Origin of the sequence: Humibacillus sp. DSM 29435, assembly GCF_001758225.1 — a bacterium.
Classification (GTDB): domain Bacteria; phylum Actinomycetota; class Actinomycetes; order Actinomycetales; family Dermatophilaceae; genus DSM-29435.
Genome location: NZ_MAST01000012.1, coordinates 187,646 through 203,494, shown reverse-complemented (window position 1 = coordinate 203,494; position 15,849 = coordinate 187,646). Strand labels below are relative to the sequence as shown.

The 15,849-nt window shown below is 70.5% G+C and carries 13 protein-coding genes; 9 read left to right on the top strand and 4 right to left on the bottom strand.

What is annotated here, in order from left to right; genetic code table 11:
• Positions 1–12 precede the first annotated feature (12 nt).
• Complete coding sequence (locus BA895_RS10100; protein WP_070191751.1) at positions 13–1,296, bottom strand: alpha-amylase family glycosyl hydrolase; 1,284 nt, start codon at positions 1,294–1,296, stop codon at positions 13–15.
• Positions 1,297–1,380: 84 nt separating this feature from the next.
• Here BA895_RS10100 and BA895_RS10095 point away from each other — a divergent pair, with 84 nt between their 5' ends.
• From BA895_RS10095 to BA895_RS10080, 4 genes are read left to right on the top strand one after another with little or no spacing between them, the layout of a single operon-like run.
• On the top strand, positions 1,381–2,784 hold the full coding sequence (locus BA895_RS10095; protein WP_070191750.1) for a ferric reductase-like transmembrane domain-containing protein: 1,404 nt from the start codon (positions 1,381–1,383) through the stop codon (positions 2,782–2,784).
• Between the two features lie 27 nt (positions 2,785–2,811).
• Positions 2,812–3,258: an FMN-binding protein gene (locus tag BA895_RS10090; protein WP_070191749.1), complete on the top strand. Its 447-nt coding sequence runs from the start codon at positions 2,812–2,814 to the stop codon at positions 3,256–3,258.
• Between the two features lie 9 nt (positions 3,259–3,267).
• On the top strand, positions 3,268–4,065 hold the full coding sequence (locus BA895_RS10085; protein WP_083283185.1) for an FAD:protein FMN transferase: 798 nt from the start codon (positions 3,268–3,270) through the stop codon (positions 4,063–4,065).
• A 44-nt stretch (positions 4,066–4,109) separates the two neighbouring features.
• Positions 4,110–4,940 (top strand): class I SAM-dependent methyltransferase, encoded by an 831-nt coding sequence (locus tag BA895_RS10080; protein WP_070191747.1) that lies wholly within the window; start codon positions 4,110–4,112, stop codon positions 4,938–4,940.
• A gap of 54 nt (positions 4,941–4,994) precedes the next feature.
• Here the strand turns inward: BA895_RS10080 and BA895_RS10075 are convergent, their stop codons facing one another.
• The 3 genes from BA895_RS10075 to BA895_RS10065 are packed head-to-tail and all read right to left on the bottom strand — an operon-like array spanning position 4,995 to position 8,997.
• Positions 4,995–6,974: a thioredoxin domain-containing protein gene (locus BA895_RS10075; RefSeq protein WP_070191746.1), complete on the bottom strand. Its 1,980-nt coding sequence runs from the start codon at positions 6,972–6,974 to the stop codon at positions 4,995–4,997.
• 48 nt (positions 6,975–7,022) lie between these two features.
• Positions 7,023–7,979 carry an aminoglycoside phosphotransferase family protein gene (locus BA895_RS10070; protein WP_070191745.1) on the bottom strand — a complete coding sequence of 319 codons (957 nt, stop codon included), beginning with the start codon at positions 7,977–7,979 and terminating at the stop codon, positions 7,023–7,025.
• 7 nt (positions 7,980–7,986) lie between these two features.
• Positions 7,987–8,997, bottom strand: coding sequence for a DUF4439 domain-containing protein (locus tag BA895_RS10065; RefSeq protein WP_139142596.1), 1,011 nt, complete (start codon positions 8,995–8,997; stop codon positions 7,987–7,989).
• A gap of 162 nt (positions 8,998–9,159) precedes the next feature.
• Here BA895_RS10065 and rimP point away from each other — a divergent pair, with 162 nt between their 5' ends.
• The 5 genes from rimP (at position 9,160) to BA895_RS10045 (ending at position 15,779) form a co-directional block, all read left to right on the top strand.
• A complete protein-coding gene (gene rimP / locus BA895_RS10060) occupies positions 9,160–9,729 on the top strand; it encodes a ribosome maturation factor RimP (protein ID WP_070191743.1) in 570 nt (189 codons plus the stop codon).
• Positions 9,729–10,751 carry a transcription termination factor NusA gene (gene nusA / locus BA895_RS10055; protein ID WP_070191742.1) on the top strand — a complete coding sequence of 341 codons (1,023 nt, stop codon included), beginning with the start codon at positions 9,729–9,731 and terminating at the stop codon, positions 10,749–10,751. Before rimP ends, nusA begins: the two co-directional genes overlap by 1 nt.
• A gap of 105 nt (positions 10,752–10,856) precedes the next feature.
• Positions 10,857–11,183, top strand: coding sequence for a YlxR family protein (locus BA895_RS23080; RefSeq protein WP_083283184.1), 327 nt, complete (start codon positions 10,857–10,859; stop codon positions 11,181–11,183).
• A 192-nt stretch (positions 11,184–11,375) separates the two neighbouring features.
• On the top strand, positions 11,376–14,348 hold the full coding sequence (gene infB / locus BA895_RS10050; protein ID WP_070191741.1) for a translation initiation factor IF-2: 2,973 nt from the start codon (positions 11,376–11,378) through the stop codon (positions 14,346–14,348).
• Positions 14,349–14,513: 165 nt separating this feature from the next.
• Positions 14,514–15,779 (top strand): Nramp family divalent metal transporter, encoded by a 1,266-nt coding sequence (locus tag BA895_RS10045; protein WP_070191740.1) that lies wholly within the window; start codon positions 14,514–14,516, stop codon positions 15,777–15,779.
• Positions 15,780–15,849: the final 70 nt, after the last annotated feature.

The following is a 15,849-nucleotide window of genomic DNA, read 5'->3' as shown; positions in this document are numbered from 1 at the left end:
GGCCTGAGCCCGTCACGCCCTCGCCAGCACCGCCCAGCCGTGCGGGCCGACGCGCACCGCGTGGTCGTCGGGGCCGGCATCCGCCGCCTCGAGCACCTCCCACTCACCGTCGACGACCAGCGTCTCGTCGCCGATGTTGAGGGCGATGACCACCCGGTCGTCGCCGCTGCTCACCTCGAGCACGAGATGGCGGTTGTCGATCGTCGTCGTGGTGCTCGTGGCCCGGTGCAGCCACGGCAGTCGACGCCGCAGGCCGATGAGCTGCTGGTGCAGGGCGAACACGGCGGGGTTCGCGCGGGTCAGCTCTGCGGGGTCGTCGGGCAGGGCCGGCCGGATGGCGTCGTCGCCGCCGAACCTTTCCTCCTTGACACCCGTCAGGCCCACCTCGTCGCCGTAGTAGACCGCCGGGGTGCCGCCGAGCAGCAGGAGCAGCACGGTCGCGTGAGCGTGGTGTCGCTCGTCGTCGACCTGGCTGGCGATGCGGGTCACGTCGTGGTTTCCGACGAACGTGTAGGGCACGAACGACTCGAGAAAGGTGTTGTGGCGCGTCAGGGCCCAAGCGAGCTCGTGGAAGTTCACCGACTGGAGGCCGTGCCAGATCGCCTGCCACAGCTCGTACTGGGTCACGCTGTCGAGGGTGCCCTCCGCCACGATGGCGGTGTAGTCGCCGTGCAGCACCTCACCGACCACGTAGACGTCGCGATGCCGCTCACGAACCCGAGGCAGCACGCTCGCCCAGAACGGCGTGGGCACCGAGTACGCGGCGTCGAGGCGCCAGGCGTCGATGCCCAGGTCGAGCCAGTGGGTCATCACCTCGGCGACCAGGTCGACCGTCAGGGGACTGTCGTGGTCGAGGGCGATCAAACCGCCGTGGCCCTCGAAGGTGGCCAACGAGCCGTCGGCGTCGTGTCGGAAGAGCGCGGCTTCGGGCAGGTCAGGGCTGCGCTGCGCCGCGACCAGGGCGGGGAACTGCGGGCCCACGTGGTTGAAGACGCCGTCGAGCATCACCTTGATGCCCCTGCGGTGGGCTTCGTCGACGAGGTGCACGAGGTCGTCGGTGGTGCCGAGCCGCGGGTCGACGGCGAGGTAGTCGATCGTGTCGTAGCCGTGCGTGCTCGACGTGAACACGGGCCCGAGTGCGAGGCCGTTGGCCCCGAGCTCGATGAGGTGGTCTAGCCACGGCACGAGACGTCGCAGCCGTGGCTCGGGCGACCGGTCACCTCCGGTGGTGTCGGCCCCGAGGGCCCCCAGCGGGTAGACGTGCCACCAGATGACGTGTTCCGCCCAGTCAGCCATGCCGACCAGCGTAGGGGAGCCGTCACATGCTCAGGCTCGCCCCGTGACAGCAGACCCACAGGAGCGGGCGGGAGTCTTCTTCCCATGAGTGCAGTCACCGTGGCGGAGCCCCGCACGGTGTCCTCGGTCGCGGTGGCGTCGTCGTCGCGCTGGTGGCGTGATGTCACGGCTGCTTTCGCCTGGGCCGTGGTGCTGTTCGTGGTGGCGCTGTGGGTCGCCGGTGGTGGCCTGAGCGCGTTCGGGTCGGCGGGTGACGGCCTGACGAACGTCGGGCGGCTGGCCGGGTTGCTCGCCTCGGCGCTCATGCTGCTGCAGTTGCTGCTGATGGCGCGTATCCCGATCGTCGAGCAGGCCTGGGGTCAGGACGAGCTCGCCCGGGTGCACCGTCTGGTCGGGTTCACCTCCTTCACCCTGATGCTCGCCCACATCGGCTTGGTCATCGTGGGCTACAGCGTCGGCACCGGTGCCGGGGTGGTCGGCACGTTCCTCGACGAGGTGGCGCACTCGCCCGGGATGCTGCTCGCTCTCGCGGGTGCCCTCGCGTTGGTCATGGTCGTGGTGACCTCGATCAAAAGGGCCCGGCGGCGGCTGCGCTACGAGTCGTGGCACCTGCTGCACCTCTACGCCTACCTCGGGGCCGGGCTGGCGCTGCCGCACCAGCTGTGGAGCGGTCAGGACTTCCGCGCCAGCACGGCATCCACCGTGTTCTGGTGGGGCCTCTACGTCGCCCCGCTCGTCTCGGTGCTCACCTTCCGCGTGGTCGTGCCGCTCGCGCGCTCGCTGCGGCACCGCCTCGTCGTTGACCACGTCGTGGCCGAGTCGCCGACGGTCACCTCCGTGGTGCTGACCGGCCGGAACCTGCACCGGATGCCGGTTCGCGCCGGGCAGTTCTTCCAGTGGCGCTTCCTCGACGGGCCGGGCTGGACCCGGGCCAACCCGTACTCGCTGTCGGCGGCCCCCGACGGCCGCTCGCTGCGCCTGACCGTCGAGAACGTCGGTGGCTCGAGTGGACGACTGGCCGGGCTACGGCCCGGCACCCGCGTGCTGGTCGAGGGCCCGTACGGGCGGCTGCACGCCGGGGTACGCACCCGGGAGAAGTCGGTGCTGATCGGGGCCGGGATCGGGATCACCCCGTTGCGCTCGCTGCTGGAGGAGCTTCCCCCCGGCCCCGACGCCACCGTGGTCATCTACCGGATCGGCAGGCGGGACGACCTCGTGCTGAGCGAGGAGCTCGTGTCCCTGGCCGCCACGAAGGGCGCCAGGGTGACCGCGGTCGTCGGTCACCGCCAGAGCGCTCGCGACAGCTGGCTGCCGGTCGAGGCGAGCCACGTCGACGACGCCGAGGCGCTGACCCGGATCGTGCCCGACATCGCCGAACGCGACGTCTACGTCTGCGGGGCACTGGCCTGGATGGACGCCGTGATCGCCGCTGCACGCCGCGCCGGCGTCGCCCAGGAGTCGATCCACCACGAACGCTTCGGCTACTGACCACGCACGTCCGACGAAAGAGACATCATGCGACGCATCGTCCTCTGGGCCATGAGCACCCTGACGGTGCTCGTGCTGCTCTTCAGCTACCGCACCTCGACCAGCTCCACCGTCGTCGGGGCGCCGCCGGCGGCCGCCACCGCCCAGATCGCCACCCCCCCGACCGAGAAGCCAGCCGCCGCCGGCACCGCCACCTCGGCGCAGACCTTCACCGGTGACGCCGTGGATACCCGGTACGGGCCCGTACAGGTGCAGGTCACCGTAGCGGGCGGCAAGGTCACGGCGGCGCAGGCCCTGCAGGTGCCGATGGAGGACCGTCACGACCAGCAGATCAACTCCCAGGCCGTTCCCGTCTACAACGGGGAGGTTGTCGATGTGCAGTCATCCCAGATCGACGTCGTCTCCGGCGCCACGGTCACCTGGGAGGGCTACACGCAGTCGCTCCAGTCCGCCCTCGACCAAGCCCACCTCTGAGGAGCCCTGATGACCCTGTCAGCAGCACCAGCCACCGCTCCGATCCCATCGAACGGAGCGGCATCCGCCCACCGTGCCTGGGTGGAGCCACACATGGGCACGCCGGTCAGCATCCATCTGCGCGGCGACGGAGCGCTGCTGCCGAGTGCGGCCCGGGCAGTACAAGCGGCCTTCGACACCTTCCGCGAGCTGGACGAGGTCTTCTCCACCTACCGCCCGCAGTCGCAGCTGATGCGTCTTCGACGCGAGGAGGTCGGCCTCGAGGCCTGCAGTCCGCGTGTCGAGGAGGCATTGGTCATCGGTCAGCGCGCCCGACGTGTCACCGGTGGCGCGTTCACGACGCTGCTGCCGACCGGTGACGGTGATCTCGCCTTCGACCCCACCGGACTGGTCAAGGGGTGGACCGTCGACCTGGCCTCCGATCAGCTCTCCGATCTGCCGGGGGTGTCGTGGTGCATCAACGCCGGGGGCGACCTGAGGGTCGGGGCCCACCCTGACCTACCCCGGCACGGACCGGGGTCGGTCATCTGGCAGGTCGGGGTGGAGGACCCCGGTGACCGCACCCGGGTCGCCAGGGCCATCGCGCTGACCGAGGGAGCCGTGGCCACCTCGGGCACCGCCGCGCGGGGCAGGCACCTCTACGACCCGGCCAGCGAGTGGATGGTCGACAGAGCAGGCTCGGTCACCGTGACCGGGCCCACCCTGCTCTGGGCGGACATCTGGGCCACGGCGCTGTTCGTGGGTGGTCTACCCGCGCGGGAGGCGTTCGAGGCCGACGCCGTCGGCTACTCCGCGTTCACCTTGTGAAGGTGGTCTTGTGAGGAGCAGCCACTCCGCGTAACGTCCACATCGTGAACCAGCAGTATCACCCCTCGGCTGGTCCCGCCTACACCCACGGTCACCACGAGTCGGTGCTCCGGTCTCATCGCTGGCGCACTGCGAACAACTCAGCGGCCTACCTGTTGCCGATGCTGCACCCCGGCCTGAGCGTGCTCGATGTGGGATGCGGCCCCGGCACCATCACTGTCGACCTCGCCGAGATCGTTTCTCCCGGAAGGGTGCTGGCTCTCGAGCCGACCGAGGCCGGGCTCGACCTCGCCCGCGCCGAGGCCGAACGCCGCGGCGTCTCGAACGTCGACTTCGCGGTCGGTGACGTGCTCGCCCTCGGTCAGGCCGACGACAGCTTCGACGTCGTGCACGCACACCAGGTGCTGCAGCACGTGCCCGACCCCGTCGGTGCCCTGCGCGAGATGGCCCGGGTGTGCCGCCCGGAGGGCGTCGTGGCCGCTCGCGACGCCGACTACGCCTCGTTCGCGTGGTACCCGCTGCTGCCGCGCCTCGACGACTGGCTCCAGCTGTACGAGCGCGTCGCCCGCGCCAACGGGGGAGAGCCGGACGCCGGTCGGCGCCTGCTGGCCTGGGCCCGCGACGCCGGCCTGGGCGACATCCGCCCGTCGGCGTCGATCTGGTGCTACGCCTCGGAGCCCGACCGGCGGTGGTGGGGCCAGAGCTGGGCCGCGCGGGTGCTGGAGTCTGACCTGGCCAGCACCGCACTCGCCAAGGGCTTGGCCGAACCCGATGAGCTGCAGGCAATCTCGCGGGCCTGGGTCGAGTGGTCGCGTAGCGACGACGGCTGGTTCACCGTGCCCCACGGCGAGATCCTGGCGTCGCCCGCGTCGTGACGCTCGGGGTTCGATCGTCGGTCAGGAACGAGGGCGACGTGCACCGGTCGGGAGTCAGGCGTCGCGCAGGGTCTCGGCCAGGGCGTCGGTCGATGTGACCGGCAGGTCACAGACGAAGCCCCGGCACACGTAGGCGGCCGCACGACCCTCGACGAGGGAGCGGCCTTGCAGCAGTGGAACGCCGGGGGCGTCCGACATCCCGTGAACGACCACGAGGCCCGGGCTCGTCGACGCCCGCGCCACCGCCGCCAGTGCCTCTGCATCGGGCCCGTCCCCGACGATGGCCACCTGGCGGGGACCGGCCAGCAAGGCCTCGGCGACGGCCAGGGTCCACCCCCCGAAGCGTGGCTCACGTATCGCCAGGGCCAGACCCGCCTCGGTGGCTCGACGACCCGCCTCGACGAGGTCGGTGGACCCCGTCAGGGCGCCCAAGGTGACCAGCGCGCCGGCGAGGGCTGACTGCCCCGAGGGCTCAGCGTTGTCAGCACCGCTGCGGGGGCGCAGGTAGAGGCTCTCGGCGTCGTCGGCGGTGTCGTGGAAGCCGCCGTCGTCGGAGCCGAAGTGTCGACGAGCCGTCGCCAGCAGCTCTTCGGCTGCCTCGAGCCAACGCGGCTCTGCGGTGGCCTGGTGCAGGGCGAGCAGGCCCTCGGCGAGGTTGCCGTAGTCGTCGGCCACTCCCACGGCCGATCCGACCCGGCCATCACGGGAGGCTCGACGCAGCCGACCGCCGACGAGGTGGGTCTCGAGCAGGAAGGCAGCACATCGACGCGCCGCCTCGACCCAGGTGGGTTCGTCGAACAGGGCTCCGGCGTCAGCCAGGGCAGCGATCGTCAGGCCGTTCCACGAGGTCACGACCTTGTCGTCGCGACCCGGTTGCGGCCGCTCGGACCGCGCGGAGGCCAGCCGTGCTCGGGTCAACCGGAACCACTCAGGATCATCGGGATCGACGAGCAGCTGCAACGTCGAGCTGCCGTGCTCGAAGGTGCCGGCGTCGGTCACCGTGAACAGCGCAGCCGCCCGTGCCCCGTCCACCTCGCCCAGCACCGCCTGCAGCTCGTCGAGGGTCCAGGCGTAGGTCAGGCCCTCGACGCCGTCGGTGTCGGCATCGAGTGACGAGGCGAACCCGCCTTCCTCGGTGAGCAGCTCGTCGAACAGGAAGGCAACCGTCTCGCGAACCACCTTCTCGGCCAGCTGGCTTCGCGTCGCGCGCCCCCAGTGTGCGTAGACCCGCAGCAGCTGGGCGTTGTCGTAGAGCATCTTCTCGAAGTGGGGCACGACCCAGCCGGCGTCGACGGAGTAGCGGGCGAAGCCACCGCCGAGCTGGTCGTACATCCCACTCCGGGCCATGGCCTCAAGCGTGCGGTCGGCCATGCGTGCTGACAGGTCGTCGTTCGTGCGCGCCTGGTGCCGAAGGAGGAACTCGAGCAGCATCGAGGGCGGGAACTTGGGGGCGGTTCCGAAACCCCCGGTGGTGGAGCTGAACTGACCTCCGAGAACGCCTACGGCCTGGTCGAGATCGGGGGGCTCAGCGGCATACGGGTTCGGCGCCTGGAGGGAGTCGGCCAGCGCCGTCGCGATGTGCGTACCGGAGGCCCGCACCTCGTGCTCGCGAGTGCGCCACGCCTCGCCGAGGGCGGCGAGCACGCGGAGGAAGTGGTCGCGGGGAAAGTAGGTGCCGCAGAAGAAGGGCTCGCCCTCGGGGGTGAGGAAGACCGTCATCGGCCAGCCGCCATGCCCTGTCGTCGCCGCGACCGCCGACATGTAGACCGCGTCGATGTCGGGGCGCTCCTCCCGGTCGACCTTGACGGCGACGAAACGGCCGTTGAGCGCAGCCGCGACGCCCTCGTCCTCGAACGACTCGTGCGCCATCACGTGGCACCAGTGGCAGGCGGCGTAGCCCACCGACAGCAGCACCGGCACGTTGCGCTCCCGTGCCTCGCGAAAGGCCTCGTCGCCCCACTCCTGCCAGTCCACCGGGTTGTCGCGGTGCTGAAGCAGGTAGGGGCTGGTGGCCTGGGCCAGACGGTTGGTCATGCCCCTCACGCTAGGTGACGGCCGGCATCCGACGACGCGGTGAGGCGTCTACTCGTTCATCGCCTTGATGATCATCACCGCGAGACTGATGCGGTCGCGGGCCCACCCGGCGTCGCGGTCATCGGCGACGTCGACAGCGTTGTCGGCCTCGCGCACGATGGTCCAGGCCCGCGCCCGGCCCTCGTCGATGCCGGCTCGTTCGCAGATGATCTCCAGGCGTCGACGAAGCGACCACCGGATCTGCGAACCCGTGCCCAGCTCGTCGGCGCGGTTCCACAACGCGGGGGCCACCTCGAAGGCCACGTCTCCCGCCATCGGCTTGGGGTCGATGGCCAGCCACGGCGCCCGGTACGCGCCCAGCACGTTCGTGTAGTGCAGGTCGGTGTGCAGCAGCCGTGCCTCGGTGGGCGGCCGGGCCACCAGCTCCTGCGCCAGGGCGGCTGCCTGGTCGAGATAGCGGCGAGGGATGACCGGAGGCGCCGCCCGCAGCTCGACGGCCTGACGGTTCGCGTAGTCGTCGAGCAGCGGCATCCGCGGGTGGGCAGGGCGGCGCAACGTCGAGAGCAGGTCACCGATCACGGCACATGCGTCGTCGATGGGCAGCCGCATCAGGTCACGGTCGTGCAGCCGTTCGAGCAGCAGCGCGCAACGGCTCGGGTCGGCTCGCACCAGCCGGGCCGCCCCGTGGCCGTTCCAGGCCGCCAGGGCGAGATGCTCGGTCGCCGCCTCGGGGTGAGGCCAGGTCACCTTGAGCACGGCTTCACCACTCACGCCGACTGCCTCACGGCCGGAGCCGAGCAGACGCACCGGCACGACGACCGAGCAGCTGCCGTTCAGGCTGCGACCGATCGGCTCGAGCTGCCACTCCGTCAGCAGGTCGGTGAGCAGGTCGGGCAGATCGAGCACCCACTGCTCGCCGGTCACGCCGTCGGCCGTCGCTGCGGGGTAGCCACTGACCTCGTGGGCGAAGTGCGCGGGAACGAGGTCGAAGCGGTCGGTACTCATTGGCTACTCACTCGTCGGTTCCGGGAAAGGGGGTCAGGGGCACCGACCAGTCGACGGCGAGCGACTGCACCCGGGCGCTCCACGTGGCGCTGTCGCGGAGCGAGGCCGCCGTCGGGCTGGGGCCGGCCACGTCGACGAGCGAGGCAACCGCGGCCGACATCACGTGCGTGGCCAACCGGCTCGCTGCGCGCGCGGTGGTGACCGGGAAGGGCAGGGACCATCCCGTCGGTGCGGTGACACTGTCCGCCGCCACTTCGTGCTCGAGGTTCTTCAACCCGCTCAACGTGGCCACCGCTCGACTTCGCTGGCTCTTCGCCGACTGGGCGGCCACGACCTCGAACGCGTAGACCAGCGGTCGGGTGCGAGCGAGCAGGGCCTCGCGCACCGGGCTCGGTGGAGTCGGGGCCGCGACCGCCCGACCGAGCAGAGCCGCGCCACAGAGCCGCAGGCTGTACGCGGAGGCCAGCAGCTCACGGGTGGACGGGGTCGCCCCGGCCAGCGCAGCCCAGTCCGCGTCGCCGAGCGAGTCGAGCCGGGCCGCCAGCTGGCCGGCCGATCGTGGAGCCGGTCTGGAGGAGGACGAGGGGGTGATCAGCCTCGTCGGTACACCGTCGTTGGTCAGCCGACCGGTCAGTACGGTCACCTGTTCACGGTGCAGGCGCAGCAGGGTCGAGACGGTGGTGGCGGTCGGGCCCCTGGAGAGGCCGGCCGCGACCGCCTTCTCGGCCGTCACGATCTGGGACAGGTCAGTGATCACCGACACCAGCAGCGCCTCGTCGGGAGCGGGCCTCCTCGTCGGCGCCGGGGGCGCCGGCTGCGGCAGGTCGAGACGCAGCCCGCACCCGGAGAGCGAACCGGCCACCGAGACGGCCAGGCCCGCAGCGACCACGCCGCGAGTGGCGAGCCGGAGCAGCGACCGTCGGGGCACCCCGTCGACCGACGGGGCAGTGTGGTCTTGCTCTTGCTCTTGCTCTTGCTCGTGGTCGTCGCCGAGTGCGGGTGGGTGTGGCGCACTCATGGCGCGATCCTCGCACGGCTCGAGCCGTGCGCGCGTGCCGACGACGCCCGTTAGAGTGGTCCAACGCAGCGCGCCGCGTCGGGTCGTTCGCCAGGATGCACCTCGACGCAGGCAGGGCCCCGAGGCGGGCAGCGCTCAACATTCGAGAAGACAGGAGGGGCGATGAGCACACCTCATGACATCAGGCTGGCCGTCGAGCCGGTTCTGGGTCCTCTCGGGCTCGTCGTCGAAGACGTCACTGTCTCGCAGGCTGGCAAGCGCAGTGTCGTGCGCGTGCTGGTCGACCCCGACATCAGTGGCCTCGACACGACCGACACGACCAGTCCCGTCGGTGGGCTCTCCCTCGACGCCGTCGCCGATGCCACGCGTGCCGTGGGCGACGGCCTCGACGCGTCTGACGTGATGGGGGAGGCGCCCTACGTGCTGGAGGTGTCATCGCCCGGTGTCGGGCGCCCGCTCACCACTCACGACCACTTCCGGCGGCAGGTGGGCCGCCTCGTCGAGGTGGTCCATGCCGACGGCAATGACACCGGACGCCTCGTCGACGTGCGGGCCGACACCATCGCCATCGAGGTGGCACCGACCAAGAAGACCCCCGGGCGCACCGTGCAGCTCGCTCTCGACCGGATCGAGCGCGGCACCGTGCAGGTCGAGTTCACGCGGCCCCCGACGACGGAGAACGCAGACCTGGCGCCGGACGAGTCCTCGTCCGAGCCCGAGGAGGAGAACTGATGGACATCGATCTGGCCGCACTACGCTCGTTGGAGCGTGAGCGTGACATCAGCCTGGAGGTGTTGATTCCGGCGATCGAGCAGGCTCTGCTCGTGGCGTACCACCGCACCGACGGCAGCCAGCGCCTCGCCCGGGTCGAGCTCGACCGCAAGACCGGCCACGTGGTCGTCTGGGCCCGTGAGGAGGGCGAGCTGCTGCCTCCCAGCGAAGACGACGAACGTCCGCAGCGTGAAGAACCCGGCCCCGAGTTCGACGACACCCCCGTGGGGTTCGGTCGCATCGCGGCATCCACCGCCCGTCAGGTGATCGTGCAGCGCCTGCGCGACATCGAGGACGAGGCCGTGCTCGGCGACTTCAAGGGCCGCGAGGGCGATGTCATCTCGGGGATCATCCAGCAGAGTCAAGACCCCCGCAACGTGCTCGTCGACTTCGGCAGCGTCGAGGGCATCCTGCCGCTGGCCGAGCAGATCCCGGGGGAGCGCTACGTCCACGGTGAGCGACTGCGCTGCTTCGTCGTCAGCGTGAAGCGCGGCGCCAAGGGGCCGCAGGTCGGCCTCTCGCGCACCCACCCCAACCTCGTTCGCACCCTCTTCAAGTTCGAGGTGCCCGAGATCGCCGACGGAACGGTCGAGATCGCCGCGCTGGCCCGCGAGGCGGGTCACCGCACGAAGATCGCCGTGCACTCGCGGGTCCCGGGGGTCAACGCCAAGGGGGCGTGCATCGGGCCCATGGGCTCACGGGTGCGCGCCGTCATGAGCGAGCTGAAGGGCGAGAAGATCGACATCGTCGACTACTCCGACGACCCCGCGTCGTTCGTTGCCGCGGCGCTCTCCCCGGCTCGCGTTCAGAAGGTCGAGATCGTCGACGCCAAGGCGCGGGCCGCCCGGGTCACCGTGCCCGACTACCAGCTCAGCCTCGCCATCGGCAAGGAGGGGCAGAACGCGCGCCTCGCCGCCAAGCTGACCGGGTGGCGTATCGACATCCGGCCCGACATCGAGGCGCCAGCACCCGAAACCACCTGAGTGAATGCGGGTGCGGTGTTTGGCCGAACAGGGGCCGAACAGGAGCCGAACCGCTGCCGCTGAACCCGTGGCTATGGTCGCGGCCGCAACGCGGTAGACTGGTTCGTGGCCGACCGGACTGGACTCCGAGCTGAGCCATCTCGCACGTGTGTGGGATGCCGAGGATCGGATAGCTGGTCGGCCCTGCTGCGAGTGGTCGCGGCGACGGAGTCGGTACCGCCTCACCCTGCGGGTGTGGTCGTTCTGGTTCCCGACCCGAGACACCGGATGCCGGGTCGCGGCGCCTGGGTGCACACGGTGCCCGAGTGCTTCGAGCAGGCGGTTCGCCGTAAGGCGTTCGGGCGCGCACTTCGTCTCCGGTCAGCAGTTGATCTGAGCGCAGTGGCCGAGCACCTCGGTCTCACGCCCAGCAGTGCGAAGAGCACGTCGTAGCAGCACTACCCGGGTCGGCTTTGCCGCTGACCCGATCAGCACGGTCATCATGGTCAGCGCACCAATCATCAGAACGAACCACAAGGCGGGTTGAAACGCTATGAGCACCCGATGAGTCCTCAGCGATGAGCAAGCCCCAGTACTAACGACGGTTCGGCCACTCCTGTCAGGCCGGACCAAGACAGGAGAGATGTGGCCAAGGTCCGCGTTTACGAGCTCGCGAAAGAGCTCGGACTGGAGAGCAAGGCTCTCCTCGCACACTTGAAGAGCCAGGGAGAGTTCGTCCGTTCGGCAAGCTCGACCATCGAGCCTCCCGTGGTGCGCAAGATCAAGGAGCAGTTCCCCGCGGAACTGCGTTCCGGTGGTGGCACCGCCACGCCGGCCAAGCCCGCACCGAGCGCACCCGGCAGCACGAGCGCGTCGCCGTCGGCGCCGCAGCGTCCGGTGGCGCCCGCCCCCAGCGGGACGGGCTCATCCGCTGCTTCGCCGTCTGCGCCGTCCCAGCCGGCCGGCCCGGCCCAACCTGGCCCGGCCCGCACAGCGCCGGCCGCTCCGGCCGCCAGCGCACCGCCGGCTGCTCCGGCTCCCGCCCCTGCGGCCACTCGTCCGGCCGCTCCTGCCCCGCAGGTCGCGCCCGCCGCCGCCGCGCAGACCGCTCCCGCGCGACCGGGTGCCCCGGCACCGGCAGCGCCGAGCACCCCGTCGGCTCCGGCAGCAGTACAGTCCTCGCGCGATGGTGGCCAACAGGGTCCGGGCGTCCCCGCGTCACCTCGGCCCGCGCCGCGACCGAACCAGCCGCGTCCGGGCAACAACCCGTTCGCCCCCAGCCAGGGAATGGGCAAGGCGCGTCCTCCGCGTCCCAGCGGCGACGCCGCACCCCGCCCCGGCAACAACCCGTTCAGCCCGAGCCAGGGGATGCCGCGCCCGCAGCAGCGTCCGGCCGGCGGCCCTCGTCCGGCGGGAGGCGCCCCCGGCGCCGGCCGTCCCGGCGGCCCTGCCGGTGGACCCCCGCGTCCTGGCGGTTCCCGCCCGAGCCCGGGCATGATGCCCGAACGCAGCACGGTCGCCCGACCGGGCCAGCGCCCGGCCCCCGGCCGGGGCGGTCCTGGCGGCGGTCCCGGCGGTCCCGGTGGTCGTGGCGGCTTCGGAGGTGGCCCCGGTGGCGGCGCTCCCGGTGGCCCCGGCCGCGGCGGCTTCGGTGGCCCCCGTGGCGGCGGCGGTCGTGGTTCGACGGCTGGTGCCTTCGGTCGCGGTGGCGGACGTCCGGTTCGCGGGCGCAAGTCCAAGCGCGCCAAGCGCCAGGAGTTCGAGCAGATGCAGGCCCCGAGCCTGGGCGGCGTCAGCGTTCCCCGTGGCGACGGCAAGACGACCGTCCGCGTTCGACGCGGCTCGTCGCTGACCGACTTCGCCGACCAGATCAACGCCAACCCGGCATCGCTGGTCACTGTGCTGTTCCACCTCGGTGAGATGGCCACGGCGACCCAGTCGCTCGACGAGGAGACCTTCAAGGTGCTCGGAGCCGAGCTCGGCTACGTCATCGAGGTCGTCTCGCCGGAAGACGAGGAGCGCGAGCTGCTCGGGTCGTTCAACATCGACCTCGACGCCGAGCTGGAGGGCGAGGACGACGACGAGCTGTTCGCTCGTCCGCCGGTCGTGACCGTCATGGGCCACGTCGACCACGGTAAGACCAAGCTGCTCGACGCGATCCGCAGCGAAGAGGTTGCCGAGGGCGAGGCCGGTGGCATCACCCAGCACATCGGTGCCTACCAGGTCGCCACGACGCACGAGGGTGAGAAGCGAGCCATCACCTTCATCGACACCCCGGGTCACGAGGCCTTCACGGCCATGCGTGCCCGTGGTGCTCGGGTGACCGACATCGCGATCCTCGTGGTGGCGGCCGACGACGGCGTCATGCCGCAGACCATCGAGGCGCTCAACCACGCCCAGGCGGCCAACGTGCCGATCGTGGTGGCGGTCAACAAGGTCGACAAGCCCGACGCCAACCCGGCGAAGATCCGCCAGCAGCTGACCGAGTACAACCTGGTCGCGGAGGAGTACGGCGGCGACACGATGTTCGTCGACGTCTCGGCGAAGCAGGGCACCAACATCGACGGGCTCCTCGAGGCCGTGCTGTTGACGGCCGACGCGGCACTCGACCTCCGGGCCAACCCCGACAAGGACGCGCGTGGTGTCGCCATCGAGGCGCACCTCGACAAGGGTCGCGGCCCCGTCGCGACCGTGCTGGTCCAGTCGGGAACCCTGCACGTCGGTGACTCCATCGTGGCCGGCAACGGTTACGGCCGGGTTCGCGCGATGCTCGACGAGCACGGCAACAACCTCGACGAGGCCGGTCCCTCCCGTCCGGTCATGGTGCTCGGGCTCACCTCGGTGCCCGGCGCCGGCGACACCTTCCTGGTGGCGCCCGACGACCGCACCGCGCGTCAGATCGCCGAGCGGCGTGAAGCGGCAACGCGAGCGGCGAACCTGTCGAAGCGTCGCAAGCGCATCTCGTTCGAAGACCTCAACGAGGCCATCGCAGCGGGCAAGGTCGACACCCTCAACCTCATCCTCAAGGGTGACGTGTCGGGTTCGGTCGAGGCGCTCGAGGACGCCCTGCTCAAGATCGAGGTCAGCGACGACGTCGACCTGCGCATCATTCACCGCGGTGTCGGTGCGATCACGCAGAACGACGTCAACCTCGCGACCGTCGACCACGCGGTGATCATCGGCTTCAACGTCCGCCCCGCGGAACGCGTGGCCGAGATGGCCGACCGGGAGGGCGTCGACATGCGCTTCTACTCGGTGATCTACCAGGCCATCGACGACGTCGAGGCGGCCCTCAAGGGCATGCTCAAGCCCGAGTACGAAGAGGTGCAGCTGGGCACGGCCGAGGTCCGCGAGGTCTTCAAGTCGAGCAAGTTCGGCAACGTGGCCGGTTCGCTGGTCCGCTCCGGAGAGATCCGCCGCGGCACCAGGGCCCGCATCGTCCGCGACGGCAACCTCATCGCCGAGGGCATCGAGATCACCGGGCTGCGTCGGTTCAAGGACGACGTCGTCGAGGTTCGCGAGGGCTTCGAGTGCGGTATCAACCTGGGCAACTTCAACAACATCGAGGTCGACGACGTCATCGAGACGTTCGAGATGCGCGAGAAGCCGCGCGCCTGACCCTCGCTCTGTGTGACACGGCGGCGCTCCTCCTTCGGGAGGGGCGCCGCTGCCATGTCCGACCCGGTGACGGCGGGCTGGGCGGCATCCCGATCGGCTGGTGCTCCCACCCTGCCGGGGCGTGTCCAGACGTTACGGTGGGCCGCACCACGACGAGGAGGCGCCATGGCCACGGAGACCGCTGCACCGAACACCGGCGAACGCACCGAGAAGTGGCGGCTCGTCGGGCCCGGCCTGATCGTGGCCGCCACAGGGGTAGGCGCGGCTGACCTCGTCGCCACCCTGATCGCCGGCCAGAAGTACGGCTACGCCCTCCTGTGGTGCGTGGTGCTGGGCTGTGTCATGAAGGTGGTGCTGGTCGAGGGGGTGGGCCGCTACACGCTCGCCACGGGACGCACGATCTTCGAGGGCTGGTCGAGCCTGGGCCGGTGGACCACCTACTATTTCGGGCCCTACATCGTCATCTGGGGGTTCGTCTACGGCGCCGCGGCGATGGCCGGCACGGGGCTCCCCCTGCACACGCTCTTCCCGGTCCTGTCGGTGCCGGTTTGGGGCATCCTCTCCGGGCTGATCGGTCTCGCCCTGGTCTGGTGGGGCCGCTACGAGGTGTTCGAGAAGGTCTGCGCTGCGCTCGTCGGTCTGATGTTCGTCAGCATGGTCGGTGCGGCCGCGCTCACCGCCCCCAACCTGCCCGAGCTGGTGAAGGGGCTGGTGCCCACCATCCCCACCGGCTCGCTCGTCAACGTGCTGTCGGTCGCCGGTGGGGTCGGGGGCACGATCACCCTGGCGGCCTACGGCTACTGGATCCGCGAGAAGGGCTGGACCACCACCCGGCACATGCGCCTGATGCGCATCGACAACCGCATCGCCTACGTCGTCACCGGCATCTTCGTCGTCGCCACGCTCATCGTCGGGGCCGAGCTGCTCTACTCCGCCGGCATCGCCGTCAAGACCGGTGACCAGGGCCTGCTCGACCTCGGCAACGTGCTCACCGACCGGTACGGCGTGTGGGCCGGCAAGGTCTTCCTCATCGGCTTCTGGTCGGCGGCGATGAGCTCGCTCGTCGGCGTATGGAACGGGGTGTCACTGATGTTCGCCGACTTTGCCGGTCACGTGCGGGGCCTGGCGCTGGATGACCCAGAGCGCCGAGCCGGAGGACGTTGGTACCGGGCCTACATCCTGTGGCTCACGTTCCCACCGATGGTGATGATGTTCCTCGGGCAGCCGATCTACCTGATCCTGGCCTACGGGGTGCTCGGCGCGTTCTTCATGCCGTTCCTGTCGATCACCCTGCTCTGGCTGCTCAACACCGATCGCATCCCCCGCGAATGGCGAAACCGCGCGTGGTCGAACGTCGTGCTGGTGCTCTGCGCGGCAGCGTTCATCACCCTGGCGGCCACCGAGCTGCAGAAGGCGATCGTGAAGCTCTGACCCTTCCTCGTTAGGGTGGTGCGTGCCCGTCAGGGCGGCGGAGACACCCGCCCGTCACGAGGAGAGAAGG

Bases quoted from the DNA above. Each gene is read 5' to 3' on its own strand.
- BA895_RS10100 (WP_070191751.1), bottom strand. From the start codon at position 1,296: ATGGCTGACTGGGCGGAACACGTCATCTGGTGGCACGTCTACCCGCTG.
- BA895_RS10095 (WP_070191750.1), top strand. From the start codon at position 1,381: ATGAGTGCAGTCACCGTGGCGGAGCCCCGCACGGTGTCCTCGGTCGCG.
- BA895_RS10090 (WP_070191749.1), top strand. From the start codon at position 2,812: ATGCGACGCATCGTCCTCTGGGCCATGAGCACCCTGACGGTGCTCGTG.
- BA895_RS10085 (WP_083283185.1), top strand. From the start codon at position 3,268: ATGACCCTGTCAGCAGCACCAGCCACCGCTCCGATCCCATCGAACGGA.
- BA895_RS10075 (WP_070191746.1), bottom strand. From the start codon at position 6,974: ATGACCAACCGTCTGGCCCAGGCCACCAGCCCCTACCTGCTTCAGCAC.
- BA895_RS10070 (WP_070191745.1), bottom strand. From the start codon at position 7,979: ATGAGTACCGACCGCTTCGACCTCGTTCCCGCGCACTTCGCCCACGAG.
- BA895_RS10065 (WP_139142596.1), bottom strand. From the start codon at position 8,997: ATGAGTGCGCCACACCCACCCGCACTCGGCGACGACCACGAGCAAGAG.
- rimP (WP_070191743.1), top strand. From the start codon at position 9,160: ATGAGCACACCTCATGACATCAGGCTGGCCGTCGAGCCGGTTCTGGGT.
- nusA (WP_070191742.1), top strand. From the start codon at position 9,729: ATGGACATCGATCTGGCCGCACTACGCTCGTTGGAGCGTGAGCGTGAC.
- BA895_RS10045 (WP_070191740.1), top strand. From the start codon at position 14,514: ATGGCCACGGAGACCGCTGCACCGAACACCGGCGAACGCACCGAGAAG.